11 protein-coding genes, 1 tRNA gene and 5 rRNA genes (1 of these 17 running past the window's edge) are annotated in these 17,209 nt (G+C 36.6%); 16 read left to right on the top strand and 1 reads right to left on the bottom strand.

Going from position 1 to position 17,209, the window contains the following annotated elements:
• The 11 genes from ACX0KU_RS15640 to ACX0KU_RS15590 form a co-directional block, all read left to right on the top strand.
• Positions 1–1,180: ribosomal RNA gene (locus ACX0KU_RS15640) — 23S ribosomal RNA — on the top strand; it begins 1,725 nt to the left of the window's first position.
• A 90-nt stretch (positions 1,181–1,270) separates the two neighbouring features.
• Positions 1,271–1,345 (top strand) — tRNA-Asn (locus ACX0KU_RS15635).
• A gap of 3 nt (positions 1,346–1,348) precedes the next feature.
• Positions 1,349–1,465 (top strand): 5S ribosomal RNA (gene rrf / locus ACX0KU_RS15630).
• A 459-nt stretch (positions 1,466–1,924) separates the two neighbouring features.
• Positions 1,925–2,872, top strand: coding sequence for an L-lactate dehydrogenase (locus ACX0KU_RS15625; protein WP_472990902.1), 948 nt, complete (start codon positions 1,925–1,927; stop codon positions 2,870–2,872).
• 712 nt (positions 2,873–3,584) lie between these two features.
• Positions 3,585–5,093: ribosomal RNA gene (locus tag ACX0KU_RS15620) — 16S ribosomal RNA — on the top strand.
• A 225-nt stretch (positions 5,094–5,318) separates the two neighbouring features.
• Positions 5,319–8,223, top strand: a 23S ribosomal RNA gene (locus ACX0KU_RS15615).
• A 161-nt stretch (positions 8,224–8,384) separates the two neighbouring features.
• Positions 8,385–8,501: ribosomal RNA gene (gene rrf / locus ACX0KU_RS15610) — 5S ribosomal RNA — on the top strand.
• Together the 16S, 23S and 5S rRNA genes form the textbook arrangement of a ribosomal RNA operon.
• Positions 8,502–8,576: 75 nt before the next feature.
• Positions 8,577–9,473 (top strand): DMT family transporter, encoded by an 897-nt coding sequence (locus ACX0KU_RS15605; RefSeq protein WP_472990901.1) that lies wholly within the window; start codon positions 8,577–8,579, stop codon positions 9,471–9,473.
• Between the two features lie 102 nt (positions 9,474–9,575).
• Positions 9,576–10,307, top strand: coding sequence for an EcsC family protein (locus ACX0KU_RS15600; RefSeq protein WP_472990900.1), 732 nt, complete (start codon positions 9,576–9,578; stop codon positions 10,305–10,307).
• A gap of 56 nt (positions 10,308–10,363) precedes the next feature.
• On the top strand, positions 10,364–10,657 hold the full coding sequence (locus tag ACX0KU_RS15595) for a hypothetical protein (protein WP_472990899.1): 294 nt from the start codon (positions 10,364–10,366) through the stop codon (positions 10,655–10,657).
• Positions 10,658–10,814: 157 nt separating this feature from the next.
• On the top strand, positions 10,815–11,009 hold the full coding sequence (locus ACX0KU_RS15590; RefSeq protein WP_472990898.1) for an alpha/beta-type small acid-soluble spore protein: 195 nt from the start codon (positions 10,815–10,817) through the stop codon (positions 11,007–11,009).
• Between the two features lie 66 nt (positions 11,010–11,075).
• Here ACX0KU_RS15590 and pflA read toward each other — a convergent pair whose 3' ends face one another.
• A complete protein-coding gene (gene pflA / locus ACX0KU_RS15585) occupies positions 11,076–11,810 on the bottom strand; it encodes a pyruvate formate-lyase-activating protein (protein ID WP_472990897.1) in 735 nt (244 codons plus the stop codon).
• A 282-nt stretch (positions 11,811–12,092) separates the two neighbouring features.
• Between pflA and ACX0KU_RS15580 the strand changes: the two genes are divergently transcribed.
• The 5 genes from ACX0KU_RS15580 to cobA are packed head-to-tail and all read left to right on the top strand — an operon-like array spanning position 12,093 to position 17,179.
• Positions 12,093–12,872, top strand: coding sequence for a sirohydrochlorin cobaltochelatase (locus ACX0KU_RS15580; RefSeq protein WP_472990896.1), 780 nt, complete (start codon positions 12,093–12,095; stop codon positions 12,870–12,872).
• Between the two features lie 31 nt (positions 12,873–12,903).
• Positions 12,904–14,139, top strand: a complete 1,236-nt coding sequence (hemA, locus tag ACX0KU_RS15575; RefSeq protein WP_472990895.1) for a glutamyl-tRNA reductase — start codon at positions 12,904–12,906, stop codon at positions 14,137–14,139.
• A 28-nt stretch (positions 14,140–14,167) separates the two neighbouring features.
• Positions 14,168–14,797, top strand: a complete 630-nt coding sequence (locus ACX0KU_RS15570; RefSeq protein ID WP_472990894.1) for a precorrin-2 dehydrogenase/sirohydrochlorin ferrochelatase family protein — start codon at positions 14,168–14,170, stop codon at positions 14,795–14,797.
• A complete protein-coding gene (hemC, locus tag ACX0KU_RS15565; protein WP_472990893.1) occupies positions 14,775–15,677 on the top strand; it encodes a hydroxymethylbilane synthase in 903 nt (300 codons plus the stop codon). Before ACX0KU_RS15570 ends, hemC begins: the two co-directional genes overlap by 23 nt.
• Positions 15,678–15,679: 2 nt before the next feature.
• Positions 15,680–17,179, top strand: coding sequence for a uroporphyrinogen-III C-methyltransferase (cobA, locus tag ACX0KU_RS15560; protein ID WP_472990892.1), 1,500 nt, complete (start codon positions 15,680–15,682; stop codon positions 17,177–17,179).
• Positions 17,180–17,209 lie beyond the last annotated feature (30 nt).

The raw sequence follows: 17,209 nt of genomic DNA, 5'->3' as shown, positions 1-17,209 counted from the left end.
TTCGGGAGAAGGGGTGCCTCCGAGAGGAGGCCGCAGTGAACAGGCCCAAGCAACTGTTTATCAAAAACACAGGTCTCTGCTAAAGCGTAAGCTGATGTATAGGGGCTGACGCCTGCCCGGTGCTGGAAGGTTAAGGGGAATGCTTAGCGCAAGCGAAGGTATGAACTTAAGCCCCAGTAAACGGCGGCCGTAACTATAACGGTCCTAAGGTAGCGAAATTCCTTGTCGGGTAAGTTCCGACCCGCACGAATGGCGTAATGATTTGGGCACTGTCTCGGCAGCAAATCCGGTGAAATTGAAGTGCAAGTGAAGATGCTTGCTACCCGCGGTTGGACGGAAAGACCCCGTAGAGCTTTACTGTAGCTTAGCATTGCATTTCGGTATTGTCTGTACAGGATAGGTGGGAGACTAAGAAGCGAGAGCGTCAGCTTTCGTGGAGTCGTCCTTGGGATACCACCCTGACAGTACTGGAATTCTAACTGGCGGCCATGAATCTGGTCACAGGACATTGCTAGGTGGGCAGTTTGACTGGGGCGGTCGCCTCCTAAAAGGTAACGGAGGCGCTCAAAGGTTCCCTCAGCGCGGTCGGAAATCGCGCGTAGAGTGTAAAGGCAGAAGGGAGCCTGACTGCGACACATACAGGTGGAGCAGGGACGAAAGTCGGACTTAGTGATCCGGTGGTTCTGTATGGAAGGGCCATCGCTCAACGGATAAAAGCTACCTCGGGGATAACAGGCTGATCTCCCCCAAGAGTCCACATCGACGGGGAGGTTTGGCACCTCGATGTCGGCTCGTCGCATCCTGGGGCTGTAGTCGGTCCCAAGGGTTGGGCTGTTCGCCCATTAAAGCGGCACGCGAGCTGGGTTCAGAACGTCGTGAGACAGTTCGGTCCCTATCCGCCGTGGGCGTAGGAAATTTGAGAGGAGCTGTCCTTAGTACGAGAGGACCGGGATGGACTGACCTCTGGTGCACCAGTTGTTTCGCCAGAAGCACAGCTGGGTAGCTATGTCGGGAAGGGATAAACGCTGAAAGCATCTAAGCGTGAAGCCCACCTCAAGATTAGATTTCCCATAGCGTAAGCTAGTAAGATCCCTGGAAGACTACCAGGTTGATAGGTTAGGGGTGTAAGTGCAGTAATGTACTCAGCTGACTAATACTAATAGATCGAGGACTTGATCTAAAATATTAAATTCACTGTGCAATTTTGAAGGAATAATGGAAAAAAGATAGTATATCTTTTTCTATCTTTCATATAATATAAATAATGTATTCCGCGATAGCTCAACGGTGGAGCACTCGGCTGTTAACCGATAGGTTGAAGGTTCGAATCCTTTTCGCGGAGCCATAATCTGGTGATTATGGCATGAAGGATACACCCGTACCCATCCCGAACACGATGGTTAAGCTTCATAGCGCCAATGGTACTGCACTGGAGACGGTGTGGAAGAGTAGGACATCGCCAGGTAAGATGAAAACACTAAGCAAATGCTTAGTGTTTTTTATTTTTTGATTCTTAAGAAAAATTTTTAAACTTTGTTATTTTTATATCAAAATTAAAAATTATTTATTGGTATAAAAATAACAAAGTTTTGTAAAATGAAAAATAATAATATTAATATATGAAAGGTTTTTAAGAATAAAATATAATAAAAAATGCAATAAAAGACAATGCATCTTAATTTAGATAAAAAAAATTTCTTAGTGATTGTTAAAAGTTTATCAAAATATAATAAAAATATATTTACAATTCATTACTTATTGTTATATAATTAACATAGTGAGAAAAAATACTAGAATTCTTATTAATTAAGCTTTGTATGAATTTTGTATAAATGAAGATAATAAGAGATAATTGTGTAAATATAAGTGCTAGATTTGTATATAATTTAAGTAACGAAAAAATTATTTCAATAGAGGTGATAGTATGAATACTAAGCGTATTAAAATATCAATAATAGGTGCAGGATTTGTAGGAGCAACTGCTGCTTATGCACTTATGATAGCTGGACTTGCATCTGAGATTGTTATTGTAGATATAAATAAAGAAAAAGCACTTGGAGAAGCTATGGATTTAGCTCATGGAGTATCTTTTGTAAAGCCAGTAGATGTATATGCTGGAGATTATAAAGATACAGCTGATTCTGATATAGTAATTATAACTGCTGGGGCAGCTCAAAAATCTGGCGAAACAAGATTAGACTTAATAAATAAAAATCTTGATATATTTAAAAAAATTATTCCAAATATTGTAGAGCATAGTCCCAATTCTATATTATTAGTTGTTTCAAATCCTGTAGATATATTAACTTATATAACATATAAACTTTCAGGATTTCCGAAACAGAGAGTTATAGGATCTGGTACAGTTCTTGATACTTCAAGATTTAAACATTTATTAAGTGAATATTTTAATATAGATGATAGAAATATTCATACGTATATAATAGGTGAACATGGAGATTCTGAGGTTCCAACTTGGAGTTTAACTAATATTGCTGGTATGAATCTAGATGATTACTGTAAAAATGTTTGTAAAAAGTATGATGAATTATCAAAAAATAAAATTCATCATGATGTAAAAAATGCAGCTTATGAAGTTATTAATAGAAAAGGGGCAACTTATTTTGCTGTGGGTTTAGCTATAAGAAGAATAGTTGAGGCGATATTAAGAGATGAAAATTCTATTTTAACAGTTTCAAGTTTGCTTGAAGGGCAATATGGAATAAGTGATGTTTATGTAGGTGTTCCAACAATAGTAGGCTCTAGTGGAATAAAAAAAATATTAGAGGTCCCTTTAAATAAAGAAGAGTTAAATAAATTAAAAATTTCAACAACTACCTTAAAAGAATATATTGATAAATTAGAATTTTAATATTAAATGATTAACTTGAAATAAATATATTTGTTTATATAGTTTTCAGATGAAAAATAAAAGAGGTTATGTCTTGAAAAATTGTTTAGTTGCCTTGAGATAGCCTCTTTTTTATTTTTAAAATAAAAAGGCTGAAAGTTGGAATCCTTTTCGCGGAGCCATTATATATTAATCATTACATATAAGATAAAACACTAAAAGTATTAGTGTTTTTATTTTTTTGTAGAAATCCTTAATTTAAACTACTGAAGGAGTATTTAGTTTTAACTGTTATAAGTTAATGAGGATATTTTATTAGCAATATATATAAGATATATATATAAGATATATATATAGAAGAATTATGGTAGGGAAATGAAGTTTTAATAGTATATATTTTATATAATTAAGAATACATATCCTTGCGTGTCCATATACTTATTTTAATGATATTAAGAGAAATTAGAATCAATATAGAGTTTATTTAATTAAACAAGCCTTATTATTATTATGTTTAAAAGGTTTTATGATAAGATATTCCTTGTCGCTTCGAGAGAGCGAAGAAAAAACAATATCAGCTAAAAAAGCTGTTGACAAAACAATTTGAGGTTGATATAATGAATAAGTTGTCGAGAGATGGCGAAGAAAACTTGGTCTTTGAAAATTAAACAGAAATTAAGGTAAATAAAATGCCAGTCAATAACTTTAAGTAATGAGTAATAGATTAAACTTTTAAATTGAGAGTTTGATCCTGGCTCAGGACGAACGCTGGCGGCGTGCCTAACACATGCAAGTCGAGCGATGAAGTTCCTTCGGGAACGGATTAGCGGCGGACGGGTGAGTAACACGTGGGTAACCTGCCTCAAAGAGGGGGATAGCCTCCCGAAAGGGAGATTAATACCGCATAACATTATTTTCTCGCATGAGAAGATAATCAAAGGAGCAATCCGCTTTGAGATGGACCCGCGGCGCATTAGCTAGTTGGTGAGGTAACGGCTCACCAAGGCGACGATGCGTAGCCGACCTGAGAGGGTGATCGGCCACATTGGAACTGAGACACGGTCCAGACTCCTACGGGAGGCAGCAGTGGGGAATATTGCGCAATGGGGGAAACCCTGACGCAGCAACGCCGCGTGAGTGATGAAGGTCTTCGGATTGTAAAGCTCTGTCTTTGGGGACGATAATGACGGTACCCAAGGAGGAAGCCACGGCTAACTACGTGCCAGCAGCCGCGGTAATACGTAGGTGGCAAGCGTTGTCCGGATTTACTGGGCGTAAAGAGTATGTAGGCGGATATTTAAGTCAGATGTGAAATTCCCGGGCTTAACCTGGGCGCTGCATTTGAAACTGGGTATCTAGAGTGCGGGAGAGGAAAGTGGAATTCCTAGTGTAGCGGTGAAATGCGTAGAGATTAGGAAGAACACCAGTGGCGAAGGCGACTTTCTGGACCGTAACTGACGCTGAGATACGAAAGCGTGGGGAGCAAACAGGATTAGATACCCTGGTAGTCCACGCCGTAAACGATGAATACTAGGTGTCGGGGGGTACCACCCTCGGTGCCGCAGCAAACGCAATAAGTATTCCGCCTGGGGAGTACGGTCGCAAGATTAAAACTCAAAGGAATTGACGGGGACCCGCACAAGCAGCGGAGCATGTGGTTTAATTCGAAGCAACGCGAAGAACCTTACCTAGACTTGACATCTCCTGAATTACTCGTAACAGAGGAAGCCCTTCGGGGCAGGAAGACAGGTGGTGCATGGTTGTCGTCAGCTCGTGTCGTGAGATGTTGGGTTAAGTCCCGCAACGAGCGCAACCCTTATCGTTAGTTGCTACCATTAAGTTGAGCACTCTAGCGAGACTGCCTGGGTTAACCAGGAGGAAGGTGGGGATGACGTCAAATCATCATGCCCCTTATGTCTAGGGCTACACACGTGCTACAATGGCCGGTACAACGAGAAGCAAACCCGCGAGGGGGAGCCAAACTAAAAAACCGGTCCCAGTTCGGATTGTAGGCTGAAACTCGCCTACATGAAGTTGGAGTTGCTAGTAATCGCGAATCAGAATGTCGCGGTGAATACGTTCCCGGGTCTTGTACACACCGCCCGTCACACCATGAGAGCCGGTAACACCCGAAGCCTGTGAGGTAACCGCAAGGAGCCAGCAGTCGAAGGTGGGATTGGTGATTGGGGTGAAGTCGTAACAAGGTAGCCGTAGGAGAACCTGCGGCTGGATCACCTCCTTTCTAGGGAGAAATGAAAGCTCACAGCTTTCATAGACTGGAAATAATTTATCCTTAATTCTGTTTAATTTTGAAAGACTAATGTCTTTCATTAATTGTTCTTTGAAAATTGCACAGTGAATATTAAGAAATCTACTAAAACTAAGTAATTAGTTTTAGTAATAAATCTCACTCAGTATATCTGAGGAGTGAAGTCTTGTATAACATTTATGTTTACAAGCGTCTAACGATCAAGTTAGAAAGGGCGCACGGTGAATGCCCTGGCACTAGGAGCCGAAGAAGGACGCGATAAGCTGCGATAAGCTACGAGTAGGCGCACACAGCCTGTGATTCGTAGATTTCCGAATGGGGAAACCCACATGATAAACATCATGTACTATATACTGAATTCATAGGTATATAGAGGTACACTCTGGGAACTGAAACATCTAAGTACCAGAAGGAAGAGAAAGAAAAATCGATTCCCTCAGTAGCGGCGAGCGAAAGGGGAAGAGCCCAAACCAGAAACTTTGTTTCTGGGGTTGCGGATAGATCATAACGCTTCAATCTTTTTAGTCGAAGAGAACTGGAAAGTTCTGTCGTAGAAGGTAATAACCCTGTAGGCAAAAAGAAGAGAGAAGTAGATCTACTCCAGAGTACCACGAGACACGTGAAACCTTGTGGGAAGCTGGGAGGACCATCTCCCAAGGCTAAATACTACCTAGTGACCGATAGTGAAGCAGTACCGTGAGGGAAAGGTGAAAAGAACCCCGGAAGGGGAGTGAAATAGAACCTGAAACCGTGTGCCTACAATCGGTCGGAGCACGTTAATGTGTGACGGCGTACTTTTTGTAGAACGGGCCAGCGAGTTACGATATGTAGCAAGGTTAAGCACCTACGGTGCGGAGCCGAAGGGAAACCGAGTCTGAACAGGGCAACTAGTTGCATATCGTAGACCCGAAACCGGGTGATCTATCCATGGCCAGGATGAAGCGGAAGTAAAATTCCGTGGAGGTCCGAACCACGTTGGTGTTGAAAAACCATGGGATGAGCTGTGGATAGCGGAGAAATTCCAATCGAACTCGGAGATAGCTGGTTCTCCTCGAAATAGCTTTAGGGCTAGCGTCGGGTAATTAAGTAGTGGAGGTAGAGCACTGAATGGGCTAGGGGCTGACAACAGTTACTGAACCCTATCAAACTCCGAATGCCACATACTGGTACCCCGGCAGTCAGACTACGAATGATAAGATCCGTGGTCAAAAGGGAAACAGCCCAGACCATCAGCTAAGGTCCCAAAGTGTAAGTTAAGTGGGAAAGGATGTGGGATTTCTAAGACAACTAGGATGTTGGCTTAGAAGCAGCCACTCATTTAAAGAGTGCGTAATAGCTCACTAGTCGAGAGATCCCGCGCCGAAGATGTAACGGGGCTAAAACTTACCACCGAAGCTATGGATGTGTACTACGTACACGTGGTAGAGGAGCTTTCTGCACAGGTAGAAGCCATATCGTAAGGAGTGGTGGACAGTGCAGAAGTGAGAATGCTGGCATAAGTAGCGAGAAACAGGTGAGAATCCTGTTGGCCGAATATCTAAGGTTTCCTGGGGAAGGCTCGTCCTCCCAGGGTTAGTCGGGACCTAAGCCGAGGCCGAAAGGCGTAGGTGATGGACAACTGGTTGATATTCCAGTACCACCAAAATGCGTTTGACAAATGGGATGACGCAGGAGGATAGGATGTGCGCACTATTGGATGTGCGTCTAAGCACTTAGGATGTTGAGTAGGCAAATCCGCTCAATTTAAGTCTGAGGTGTGATGGGGAGCCCTATGGGCGAAGTATCTGATTCCACGCTGCCAAGAAAAGTCTCTATGGAGCAAATTGGTGCCCGTACCGCAAACCGACACAGGTAGATGAGGAGAGAATCCTAAGGCCGTCGGAAGAATTGCTGCTAAGGAACTCGGCAAATTAACCCCGTAACTTCGGGAGAAGGGGTGCCTCCGAGAGGAGGCCGCAGTGAACAGGCCCAAGCAACTGTTTATCAAAAACACAGGTCTCTGCTAAAGCGTAAGCTGATGTATAGGGGCTGACGCCTGCCCGGTGCTGGAAGGTTAAGGGGAATGCTTAGCGCAAGCGAAGGTATGAACTTAAGCCCCAGTAAACGGCGGCCGTAACTATAACGGTCCTAAGGTAGCGAAATTCCTTGTCGGGTAAGTTCCGACCCGCACGAATGGCGTAATGATTTGGGCACTGTCTCGGCAGCAAATCCGGTGAAATTGAAGTGCAAGTGAAGATGCTTGCTACCCGCGGTTGGACGGAAAGACCCCGTAGAGCTTTACTGTAGCTTAGCATTGCATTTCGGTATTGTCTGTACAGGATAGGTGGGAGACTAAGAAGCGAGAGCGTCAGCTTTCGTGGAGTCGTCCTTGGGATACCACCCTGACAGTACTGGAATTCTAACTGGCGGCCATGAATCTGGTCACAGGACATTGCTAGGTGGGCAGTTTGACTGGGGCGGTCGCCTCCTAAAAGGTAACGGAGGCGCTCAAAGGTTCCCTCAGCGCGGTCGGAAATCGCGCGTAGAGTGTAAAGGCAGAAGGGAGCCTGACTGCGACACATACAGGTGGAGCAGGGACGAAAGTCGGACTTAGTGATCCGGTGGTTCTGTATGGAAGGGCCATCGCTCAACGGATAAAAGCTACCTCGGGGATAACAGGCTGATCTCCCCCAAGAGTCCACATCGACGGGGAGGTTTGGCACCTCGATGTCGGCTCGTCGCATCCTGGGGCTGTAGTCGGTCCCAAGGGTTGGGCTGTTCGCCCATTAAAGCGGCACGCGAGCTGGGTTCAGAACGTCGTGAGACAGTTCGGTCCCTATCCGCCGTGGGCGTAGGAAATTTGAGAGGAGCTGTCCTTAGTACGAGAGGACCGGGATGGACTGACCTCTGGTGCACCAGTTGTTTCGCCAGAAGCACAGCTGGGTAGCTATGTCGGGAAGGGATAAACGCTGAAAGCATCTAAGCGTGAAGCCCACCTCAAGATTAGATTTCCCATAGCGTAAGCTAGTAAGATCCCTGGAAGACTACCAGGTTGATAGGTTAGGGGTGTAAGTGCAGTAATGTACTCAGCTGACTAATACTAATAGATCGAGGACTTGATCTAAATATTAAATTCACTGTGCAATTTTGAGAGAACAATCTCAAAGGACACTCATTCAATTATATTGAAGAGTAGATCAGAGCCCTAAAGGGTAAGGAAACTCCTGAGCTGATGCTCATGAGTAACCGATCATCACAAAATCAAAGATTTTGGATGTCTGGTCATCTGGTGATTATGGCGTGAAGGATACACCCGTACCCATCCCGAACACGATGGTTAAGCTTCACAGCGCCAATGGTACTGCACTGGAGACGGTGTGGAAGAGTAGGACATCGCCAGGTAAGGTTAAAACACTAAGCATTTGCTTAGTGTTTTTTATTTATTTCAAAATTAATCATTAATTGGGGGGAGAAAGCATGTTTCAAACACATCTGGGGGAATTTGCAGCATTATTGACGGCAATGTTTTGGACAGTTAGCGCATTATCCTTTGAATCCGCAGGAAAGAAGGTAGGTTCTTTATCAGTTAATTTTATACGACTTATAGTAGGACTTATATTACTAAGTACATATACCCTTATAAGTAGAGGGATGTTCTTACCATTAGATGCATCACGAAGTACTTGGATCTGGTTAATCATTTCAGGATTAATAGGTTTTGTAATAGGAGATTTATTTTTATTTCAGGCATACATTGAAGTAGGATCAAGGATTTCTATGCTTGTGATGTCCTTTGTTCCACCTATTACTGCTTTAATAAGCTTTATAGTTTTTGGAGAACGATTGACAAGAACTAATCTAATTGGAATGGGAATAACAGTTTTAGGGATTGCTATTGTTGTTTTAAAGAAGAAGGAGGGTGAAGGGAGGATGCAGTTCTCGCACCCTATAAAAGGATTGATTTTTGCTTTTTTAGGAGCGTTAGGACAAGCTTTTGGTACGATTTTAAGTAAGTTTGGAATGAAGGATTATAATCCTTTTGCTGCTACTCAAATACGTATAATAGCTGGAATTATAGGTTTTTCAATACTTATACTTATTATGAAAAAACATAGTAATTTAATTGTTGCAGTAAAAAATACATCAGCATTAAAAAGAATATCCTTAGGTGCTTTATTTGGGCCTTTTTTAGGAGTATCTTTTTCTCTATTAGCAATACAGCATACTACAGCAGGCGTTGCAGCTACTATTACAGCCATTGTACCAGTATTAATAATACCTCCAGCAATTATATTACTGAAAGAAAAAATTACCCCTAAAGAGGTAATAGGGTCTATTATAACTATTTTAGGAGTAGGAATTTTATTTTTATAAATATGAAAATCTATTCTACATAATTATCTTTATATTATAATAATTTATATAATGTGGAAAACTAAAGGAATTATAATCAATAAGATATTTGGAGGAATAGGTATGTCAAAGTATAATGACAAGGCTCTTAAGGAATTAATAGCTTGGGAACAAAAAATGAAAAGAAGACCTTCAGTTACAAATAAATTTACTAAAGAAATACAGAATAAAACAAACGACTTAATTCCAGAAAAAATTCATGATATGTTTACGGAAGCTATAAAGGGAATGATAAAGGCAGTTCTTACAAGTTCAGAATATATCACAAAGGAACCTATAACTAATGGAGCATTAGAAGAGCGAGAAAATCAAGTCAGAGAGAGACTAGAATTTTATAAAAAAGCTGCTGCTGTTAGTGGAGCAGGTACAGGAGCAGGAGGGATTTTATTAGGACTTGCAGATTTTCCTGTCCTTTTAAGTTTGAAAATGAAGTTTTTATTTGATACAGCAGCAGCATACGGTTTTAGTGTTACAGACTATAAAGAAAGGCTTTATATTTTATATGTTTTTCAACTTGCTTTTTCAAGTCAGAAAAATAGAAATAAGGTATACAGTGTTGTTAAGAATTGGAAGAAACATTCAGATAAACTACCAAAAGAAATTGATGATTTTAACTGGAGAACATTTCAACAAGAGTATAGAGATTATGTAGATATTGCAAAGATGCTTCAATTACTACCTGGAATAGGTGCGGTTATAGGAGCTGTTGCAAACTATCAGTTGATGGATCAACTGGGAGATACAGCTATGAATGCATTTAGATTAAGAGTTTTTAATTATAAAAAAGTTGATTAAACAAATGAAGGCATTTATCATATAATAAATAAAGCATTAATTTTAAGGAGTAATTTATGATAATTGCAATTAATTTAAGTACTCCAGTAAGAAAAATAAAAGATAAAATTGATATTAACATTTGTGAAGCTAAAATGAAAAATTCGAACATAGTTAAGTGCAGTAAGATAATCCTTGGAACATTGACACTACTAATGGTCAAGAATACTAATGCGAATGCTCAGGACATATTATCAGGTACTAATATGTCAGCTCAAGTTGTAGAAAGTTTAAATGCAATAGGATATCCAACTGTAGATTTGATATTTAATCTTGTACAAATGAAGGATCACTTTAAAAATATGCCATAATAAAATAAGCTAAGATTTGTCCAATTTAGACAAATCTTAGCTTATTTTCTAGTAATATAATAGTTTATTTATCTTCATACTGCGCAAACTTATATCGTAACAACAAAACAAAATTAAACATTAAAAGGAATTATATAAAATAAAGGAGGTAATTAAAATGACAAGAAACAATAGAGTATTAGTACCAGAAGCAAGAGAAGGATTAAACAGATTCAAAATGGAGTCTGCAAGTGAAGTTGGAGTAACATTAAAAGAAGGTTATAATGGAGATTTAACATCACGCCAAGCAGGATCAATTGGTGGAAACATGGTTAAGAAAATGGTTCAATCTTACGAACAAAACTTAAAATAATAATTGTTTAAAAGAAGTTCACTGCACTATGCAGTGAACTTCTTTTTTATGAGTTATAGATTAGAATTAATATTTATCATAACTTTTATCTAAAGTTTTTCTTAGTAGAATTTCTAATTCATGAGTACGATCTTTATTCATAGGAAGTATATCTTTTAACTTGTATTCTATATTTAAAATATCATATTTACTAGTTCCCAAAGTGTGGTATGGGAGTAATTCAACTTTTTCAACATTTCTAATATTTTCTATTATTTTAGCCATTTTTATTATGTGTTCATCAGAATCAGTCAAACCAGGAACAACCACATGTCTTATCCAAACTTTAGTATTAGTTTTTTCTAAAGCTTTTAAAAAAGTATCAAGTTCTACTTTACCTTTTCCTGTTAGATTTTTATAGCCAGAATCGTCTACATGTTTAATATCTAATAAGACTAAATCTGTATATTCTAATATTTTGTCATATTCTCCAAGACCATAGCCGGAAGTGTCTAGAATAGTATGTATATTATTTTTTTTACAAAGTTTTAAGGTTTCTAGGAGAAATTCTGGTTGAAGTAACACTTCTCCACCGGAGAATGTAACTCCACCGCCAGATTTATCGAAGTAAGGCTTAAATCTCAATAATTTTTCTACGATTTCCTCAGATGTGAATTCAGTTCCTCCTTGTATGCTCCAAGTATCAGGATTATGGCAATATAGACATCTTAAGGGACATCCTTGAAAAAATATTACTGTTCTTATTCCAGGACCATCAACAAGTCCCATACTTTCAATAGAATGAATTCTTCCTTTTATCATAATACTAATCCTCCTTAGGTGCATATTATAACAACTTTTTTCATGTATTTATTTTAAATTATACTATTAATTTTTAGACTTTGGTAAATTATTTATAAAATTTACATATATTATACACTTTTGTGAAGGTTTTTTGTTTAAGTATTTGTTTCGTGGAGAATTATGATGTAAGATTTATTTAGTAATCTAGGCTATTTTAAGGAACATTACTAAGAGTAGAATTAGATTAATTAATAAAATATAGTATGAAAATGCTTAAAATATTAAGGAGTTAGATATATAATGGAAAGAAGAGGAATAATAGTTATAAGTTCTGGTACTACTGACGAAAAAGCTATAAAAATGTCAATTGATGTAGTAGAGAATAGAATACAGAATTATTTTTATGATTGGGAAATAAGAAGAGCTTTTACTTCAGAAGCCATAATAAATAAATTAATAGATAAGTCAAATATAAAAATTGATACAGGTGAAGAAGCTATTTTAAAAATGCTAAAAGAAGGTTTTACTTATGTTATAGTTCAACCTCTTCATATTATACCTGGAATTGAATATGAAAAAACGGCAGAGCTAGTTAGGAAATATAAAAGTAAATTTAAAGATATTAAACTAGGAAGACCAGTACTTTATTATGACAGGGATATTAAGGAAGCAGTAGAAGCTTTAAATAATCAAATTTATAGTATTAAGGAAGATGAAGTAGTAGTATTAGTAGCACATGGTACTAAGCATAATGCAAATATATATTACAAAAAACTTCAAGAAGAGATTTTTAGACAAGGAATAAAAGTATACTTAGTTACTTTAGGGGAATACCCATGTATTTATGATATAATGGAAAAATTAAAAAGTAATAATATTAAGAATGTAGTTTTAGTGCCATATATGCTTGTTTGTGGAGAACATGGAAAGAAAGATATTTGTGGAGAGAAAGAGGATTCATGTAGAAGTTTGCTAGAAAAAGAAGGTTTTACAGTGAGTTTGTATTTGCACGGTATTGGAGAGAATGAGAGATATCAAGAAATATATATAGATCATATAAAAGACGTCATAGAAGAATAACATAATGCTGAATTGGAGGGAACCAATAAATATGAGATTAGCTGTTATAGGTGTTAATTACAATAAAACACCTATAGATATACGAGAGAAGGTATCCTTTACTAAATCTAAAAAGATGAAGGCATCAGAAGATTTATTACATAAGGGAATTGGAGAAGTATGTATATTATCTACCTGTAATAGAAGTGAGATTTATGTTGCAGATAAGGATATAGAAAGTACTATTAGTAAAGTGGTAGAGTTTTTTAAGGTTTTTTTTGATGTTCCAAATATTGAAGAACATTTATTTATAAAAAAAGATAGAGAGGTTGTATCACATATTTTTAACGTAGCATCTGGGCTTCAATCTATGATTTTGTGTGAGGATGAAATACTAGGTCAAGTAAAGGAAGCCTTAAAGTTTTCAATAGAAAATAAGTATAGTAAGAAGGTTTTAAATAAGCTCTTTAGAGAAGCTATAACTGCTGGAAAGAGTATAAAAAGCGAACTGAAAATATCTGAAAACCCCATTTCTATAGTGTATATCGCTATTAAGTTATTGAAAAGGAATATGAAAAGTATAGAGGGTAAAAGGGCATGTGTAATAGGCATGGGAGACATGGGAAAATTAGCTCTCACGCACTTGGCTAGTGAAGAATTAGAAGAAATATTTGTAGCAAATAGAACCTATAGCAACGTGTTAGATTTGATTCAGGAATTTCCTAATATAAAACCTATAGAGTATGAAAAAAGATATACAGTTTTAGATGATATAGACATACTAATTACAGCAACTTCATCACCACATATAATTATAGATTATGAACACATTAAAAAAATAAAAAAAGAATTAGATATAATTGATTTAGCTGTTCCAAGAGATGTAGAGAAAAGAGTAAGAGAGTTAAGTAATATTCATCTTTATGATATAGATGATTTTAAAAATATATCAGAAGACAATATTCAAAAACGTGAAGAATTATCAAAAGTGGCAGAGAAAATTATATCCTTAAGTGTTGAGAAGTTTATGAGTTGGATTAATAGTTTGAAGATAGAAGAAACTGTGGGAAACTTGAATGGAAGATGCAATGAAATTAAAAAAGAGTATTTTCAATATATAGATGATAAGTTGGAGTTGGATTCCAAAGAAAAAGAAGTTATTGAAAAAATGTTAGAAGCAGCATTAAGAAAATTAATAAAAGAACCTGTATTAAATCTAAAAAAGTTTGATAATAAAAGTTTAGCAGAAGAATATTCAAAAACAATTAATAAGCTATTTAACTTTTAAGGTGGTGGTAAATATTTATTATCCTTTAATGATTAATATTAAAGATAAACCTGTTGCCATAATTGGCGGCGGAAAAGTTGGATACAGAAAGGCTAAAAAGTTATTGGAGTTTGGAGCATTAGTAAGAATTGTAAGTCCTAAACTAGTTGAGGAGTTTATAGATTTAAAAACAAGCTTTAATAGTAAATTAGAAATAGTAGAGGATACATATAAGGAAGAGTATATAAGAGGATGTTTACTAGTAATAGCGGCAACTGAACATAATGAAATAAATAAAAATATAAGCAATTACTGTAGGGAGAATGGTATTCTTTGTAATGTAGTTGATGATATGGACTTATCAGACTTTATAGTACCATCTACACTAAAGAGAGGAGATTTACTAATTTCTATATCTACTATGGGCAAAAGCCCAGCTTTGTCGGCTAAAATAAAGAGAGAATTAGAAGAAAAATATAGCAGTGAGTATGAAGAATATGTAGAACTTTTAGGTAAACTTAGAGAGATAATATTGAAAAATATATGTGATGAAAATGAAAAAGTAAGACTTTTAAAGGCTATAATAGATATGGATATAAAAAAACTTCAAGATTCATATGAGGTTTTACTAAAGAGCGGAGAAAGAGGGAAAGAGAATGAAGGTAATTGTTGGGTCTAGAGGGAGCAAGCTTGCCCTAACTCAAACACAATGGGTTATAGATAAAATAAAAGAGCATCATCCAGAGGTAGACTTTGAGATTAAAGTTATAAAGACAAAGGGAGATGAATTGATAAATATAGCACTAGATAAAATAGGCGGAAAGGGAGTATTTGTAGAGGAGATAGAAGATCAGCTTTTAAAAGGTGAAATACATATGGCTATTCATAGCATGAAGGATATGGCTACATCCACTCCTGAGAAGCTTAAATTCTCTTATGTTCCCAAAAGAGAAGATTATAGAGATATTTTAGTATTAGATAAAAGATATAAAACTCTAGAGGACTTACCTATAGGGGCAAAAATAGGTACAGGAAGTAAAAGACGAAAATATCAATTATTAGAATTTAAAGCTGATTTAGAGATAGTTCCTATAAGAGGAAATATAGATACTAGAATGAAAAAGATTTATAGTGAAAAGTTAGATGGAGTTGTGCTAGCGGCGGCAGGAGTAAAAAGATTAGGACTGGAAAATACTTTAGAATATACTATAGTTTATTTGAATGAGGATATATTATTACCAGCACCGTCACAAGGAATATTAGCTATAGAGATTAAAAAAGAAGATTCTAAAATTGATAAGCTTTTAAAATGTATAGAAGATAAAGAAGCTTTGATACAAGCAAAGGCAGAAAGAGCTTTTTTAAAAGGAGTAAATGGGGGATGTCATCTTCCGGTAGGAGCATTATGTACTATAAACGGAGAAAAAATTGTGCTAAAAGGACTTCTAGGCAATGAAGAGGGAACAGTGATTATTAAAAGGTCCATAGAAGGAGAGATTAATAATCCAGAGGAGCTTGGTTTTAAATTAGCGGAAAGTGTACTTAAGGAGAGTAATTAATTATGAGTGGAAAAGTTTATTTAATAGGGGCTGGTCCGGGAGATTATAAGCTTATAACCCTTAAAGGAATGGAATGTATAAAAGAGGCAGATGTTATTGTATATGACAATCTTGTAAATAAGAATCTAATTAAAGAAGCAAAAAATAGCTGTGAGTTTATATATGTTGGTAAAAAATCTAAGAATCATACTAAAACTCAAGATGAAATAAATGAGATAATAGTTAAAAAAGCTAAAGAAGGCAATAAAGTTGTTAGACTAAAGGGAGGAGATCCCTATGTATTTGGTAGAGGGGGAGAAGAAGGAGAATATCTAAGAGAAAGAGGAGTATTCTTTGAGGTGGTGCCAGGAATAACTTCAGCTATTGGAGGACTATGCTATGCTGGTATACCAATAACTCATAGAGACTTTGCTTCTTCTTTTCATGTTATAACAGGACATTTAAAGGAAGAAGATAAGGAATTAGATTGGAAGAATCTTTCTTCTTTAAAGGGAACATTAGTATTTTTAATGGGAGTTTCTAATCTTAAAAATATATGTGAAAATCTAATTAAAGAAGGAAAAGATAAAAGTACACCAGTAGCTATTATAAATTGGGCAACTACACCAAAACAAAAGGTTGTAGTGGGAAATCTAGAAAATATATATTCAAAAGCAATTTTAGAAAATATAAAACCACCTAGCTTAATTGTAATTGGTGAAGTAGTAGGTTTAAGAAAAGATTTAAATTTCTTTGAAGAGAAGCCTCTTTTTGGGAAAAGTATTGTAGTTACAAGAGCTAGAGCACAGAGTAGTAGTCTTGTAGAGAAGATAAATGAGCTTGGAGGAAATTATATAGAGTTTCCAACTATAAAAATTGAAAAGATTACTCCAAGTAGAGAATTAGATGAGGAGATAGTACAACTAGAGAAATACACTTATTTAATTTTTACTAGTGAAAATGGAGCAGAAATATTTTTTCAAAGATTATTTGAATTAGGTTTTGATAGTAGAAAACTAAGTAGGTTAAAAGTGCTATCAATTGGACCTGCAACCTTTAATGCCGTGAAGAAATATGGAATAATCTCAGACATAATTCCAAAAAGATTTGTTGGAGAAGCAATAGTAGAAGAGTTAAAAGACATTTTAACTAAGGAAGATAAAATTCTTATGCCTAGAGCAAGTATTGCTAGAGATTATTTAATTGAAGAGCTAACTAAAATATGTGAAGTTAAAGAATGTAAAATTTATAGAACTGTGAAAGGCGAAGGAGATAAAGAAGAAATATTAGAACTTTTAAAGGAAGATAAGGTAGACTACATAACCTTTACTAGTTCTTCTACAGTAAAAAACTTCGTTGAAATTATAGGAGAAGAAAATTTAAATAGATTAAGTAGTACAAAATTAATATCTATAGGACCTATAACCTCTAAAACAATAGAGAGCTTTGGACTAGAAATACATAGAGAAGCAGAAGAATACACTATTGATGGAGTAGTAGAGGCAGTAATTAGTGAAAAATAGAACCAGTTTAGTAAATGAATAAAGTAAAAA

The organism is Clostridium sp. X, assembly GCF_055755365.1.
This window is presented reverse-complemented; position numbering and strand designations above follow the sequence as displayed.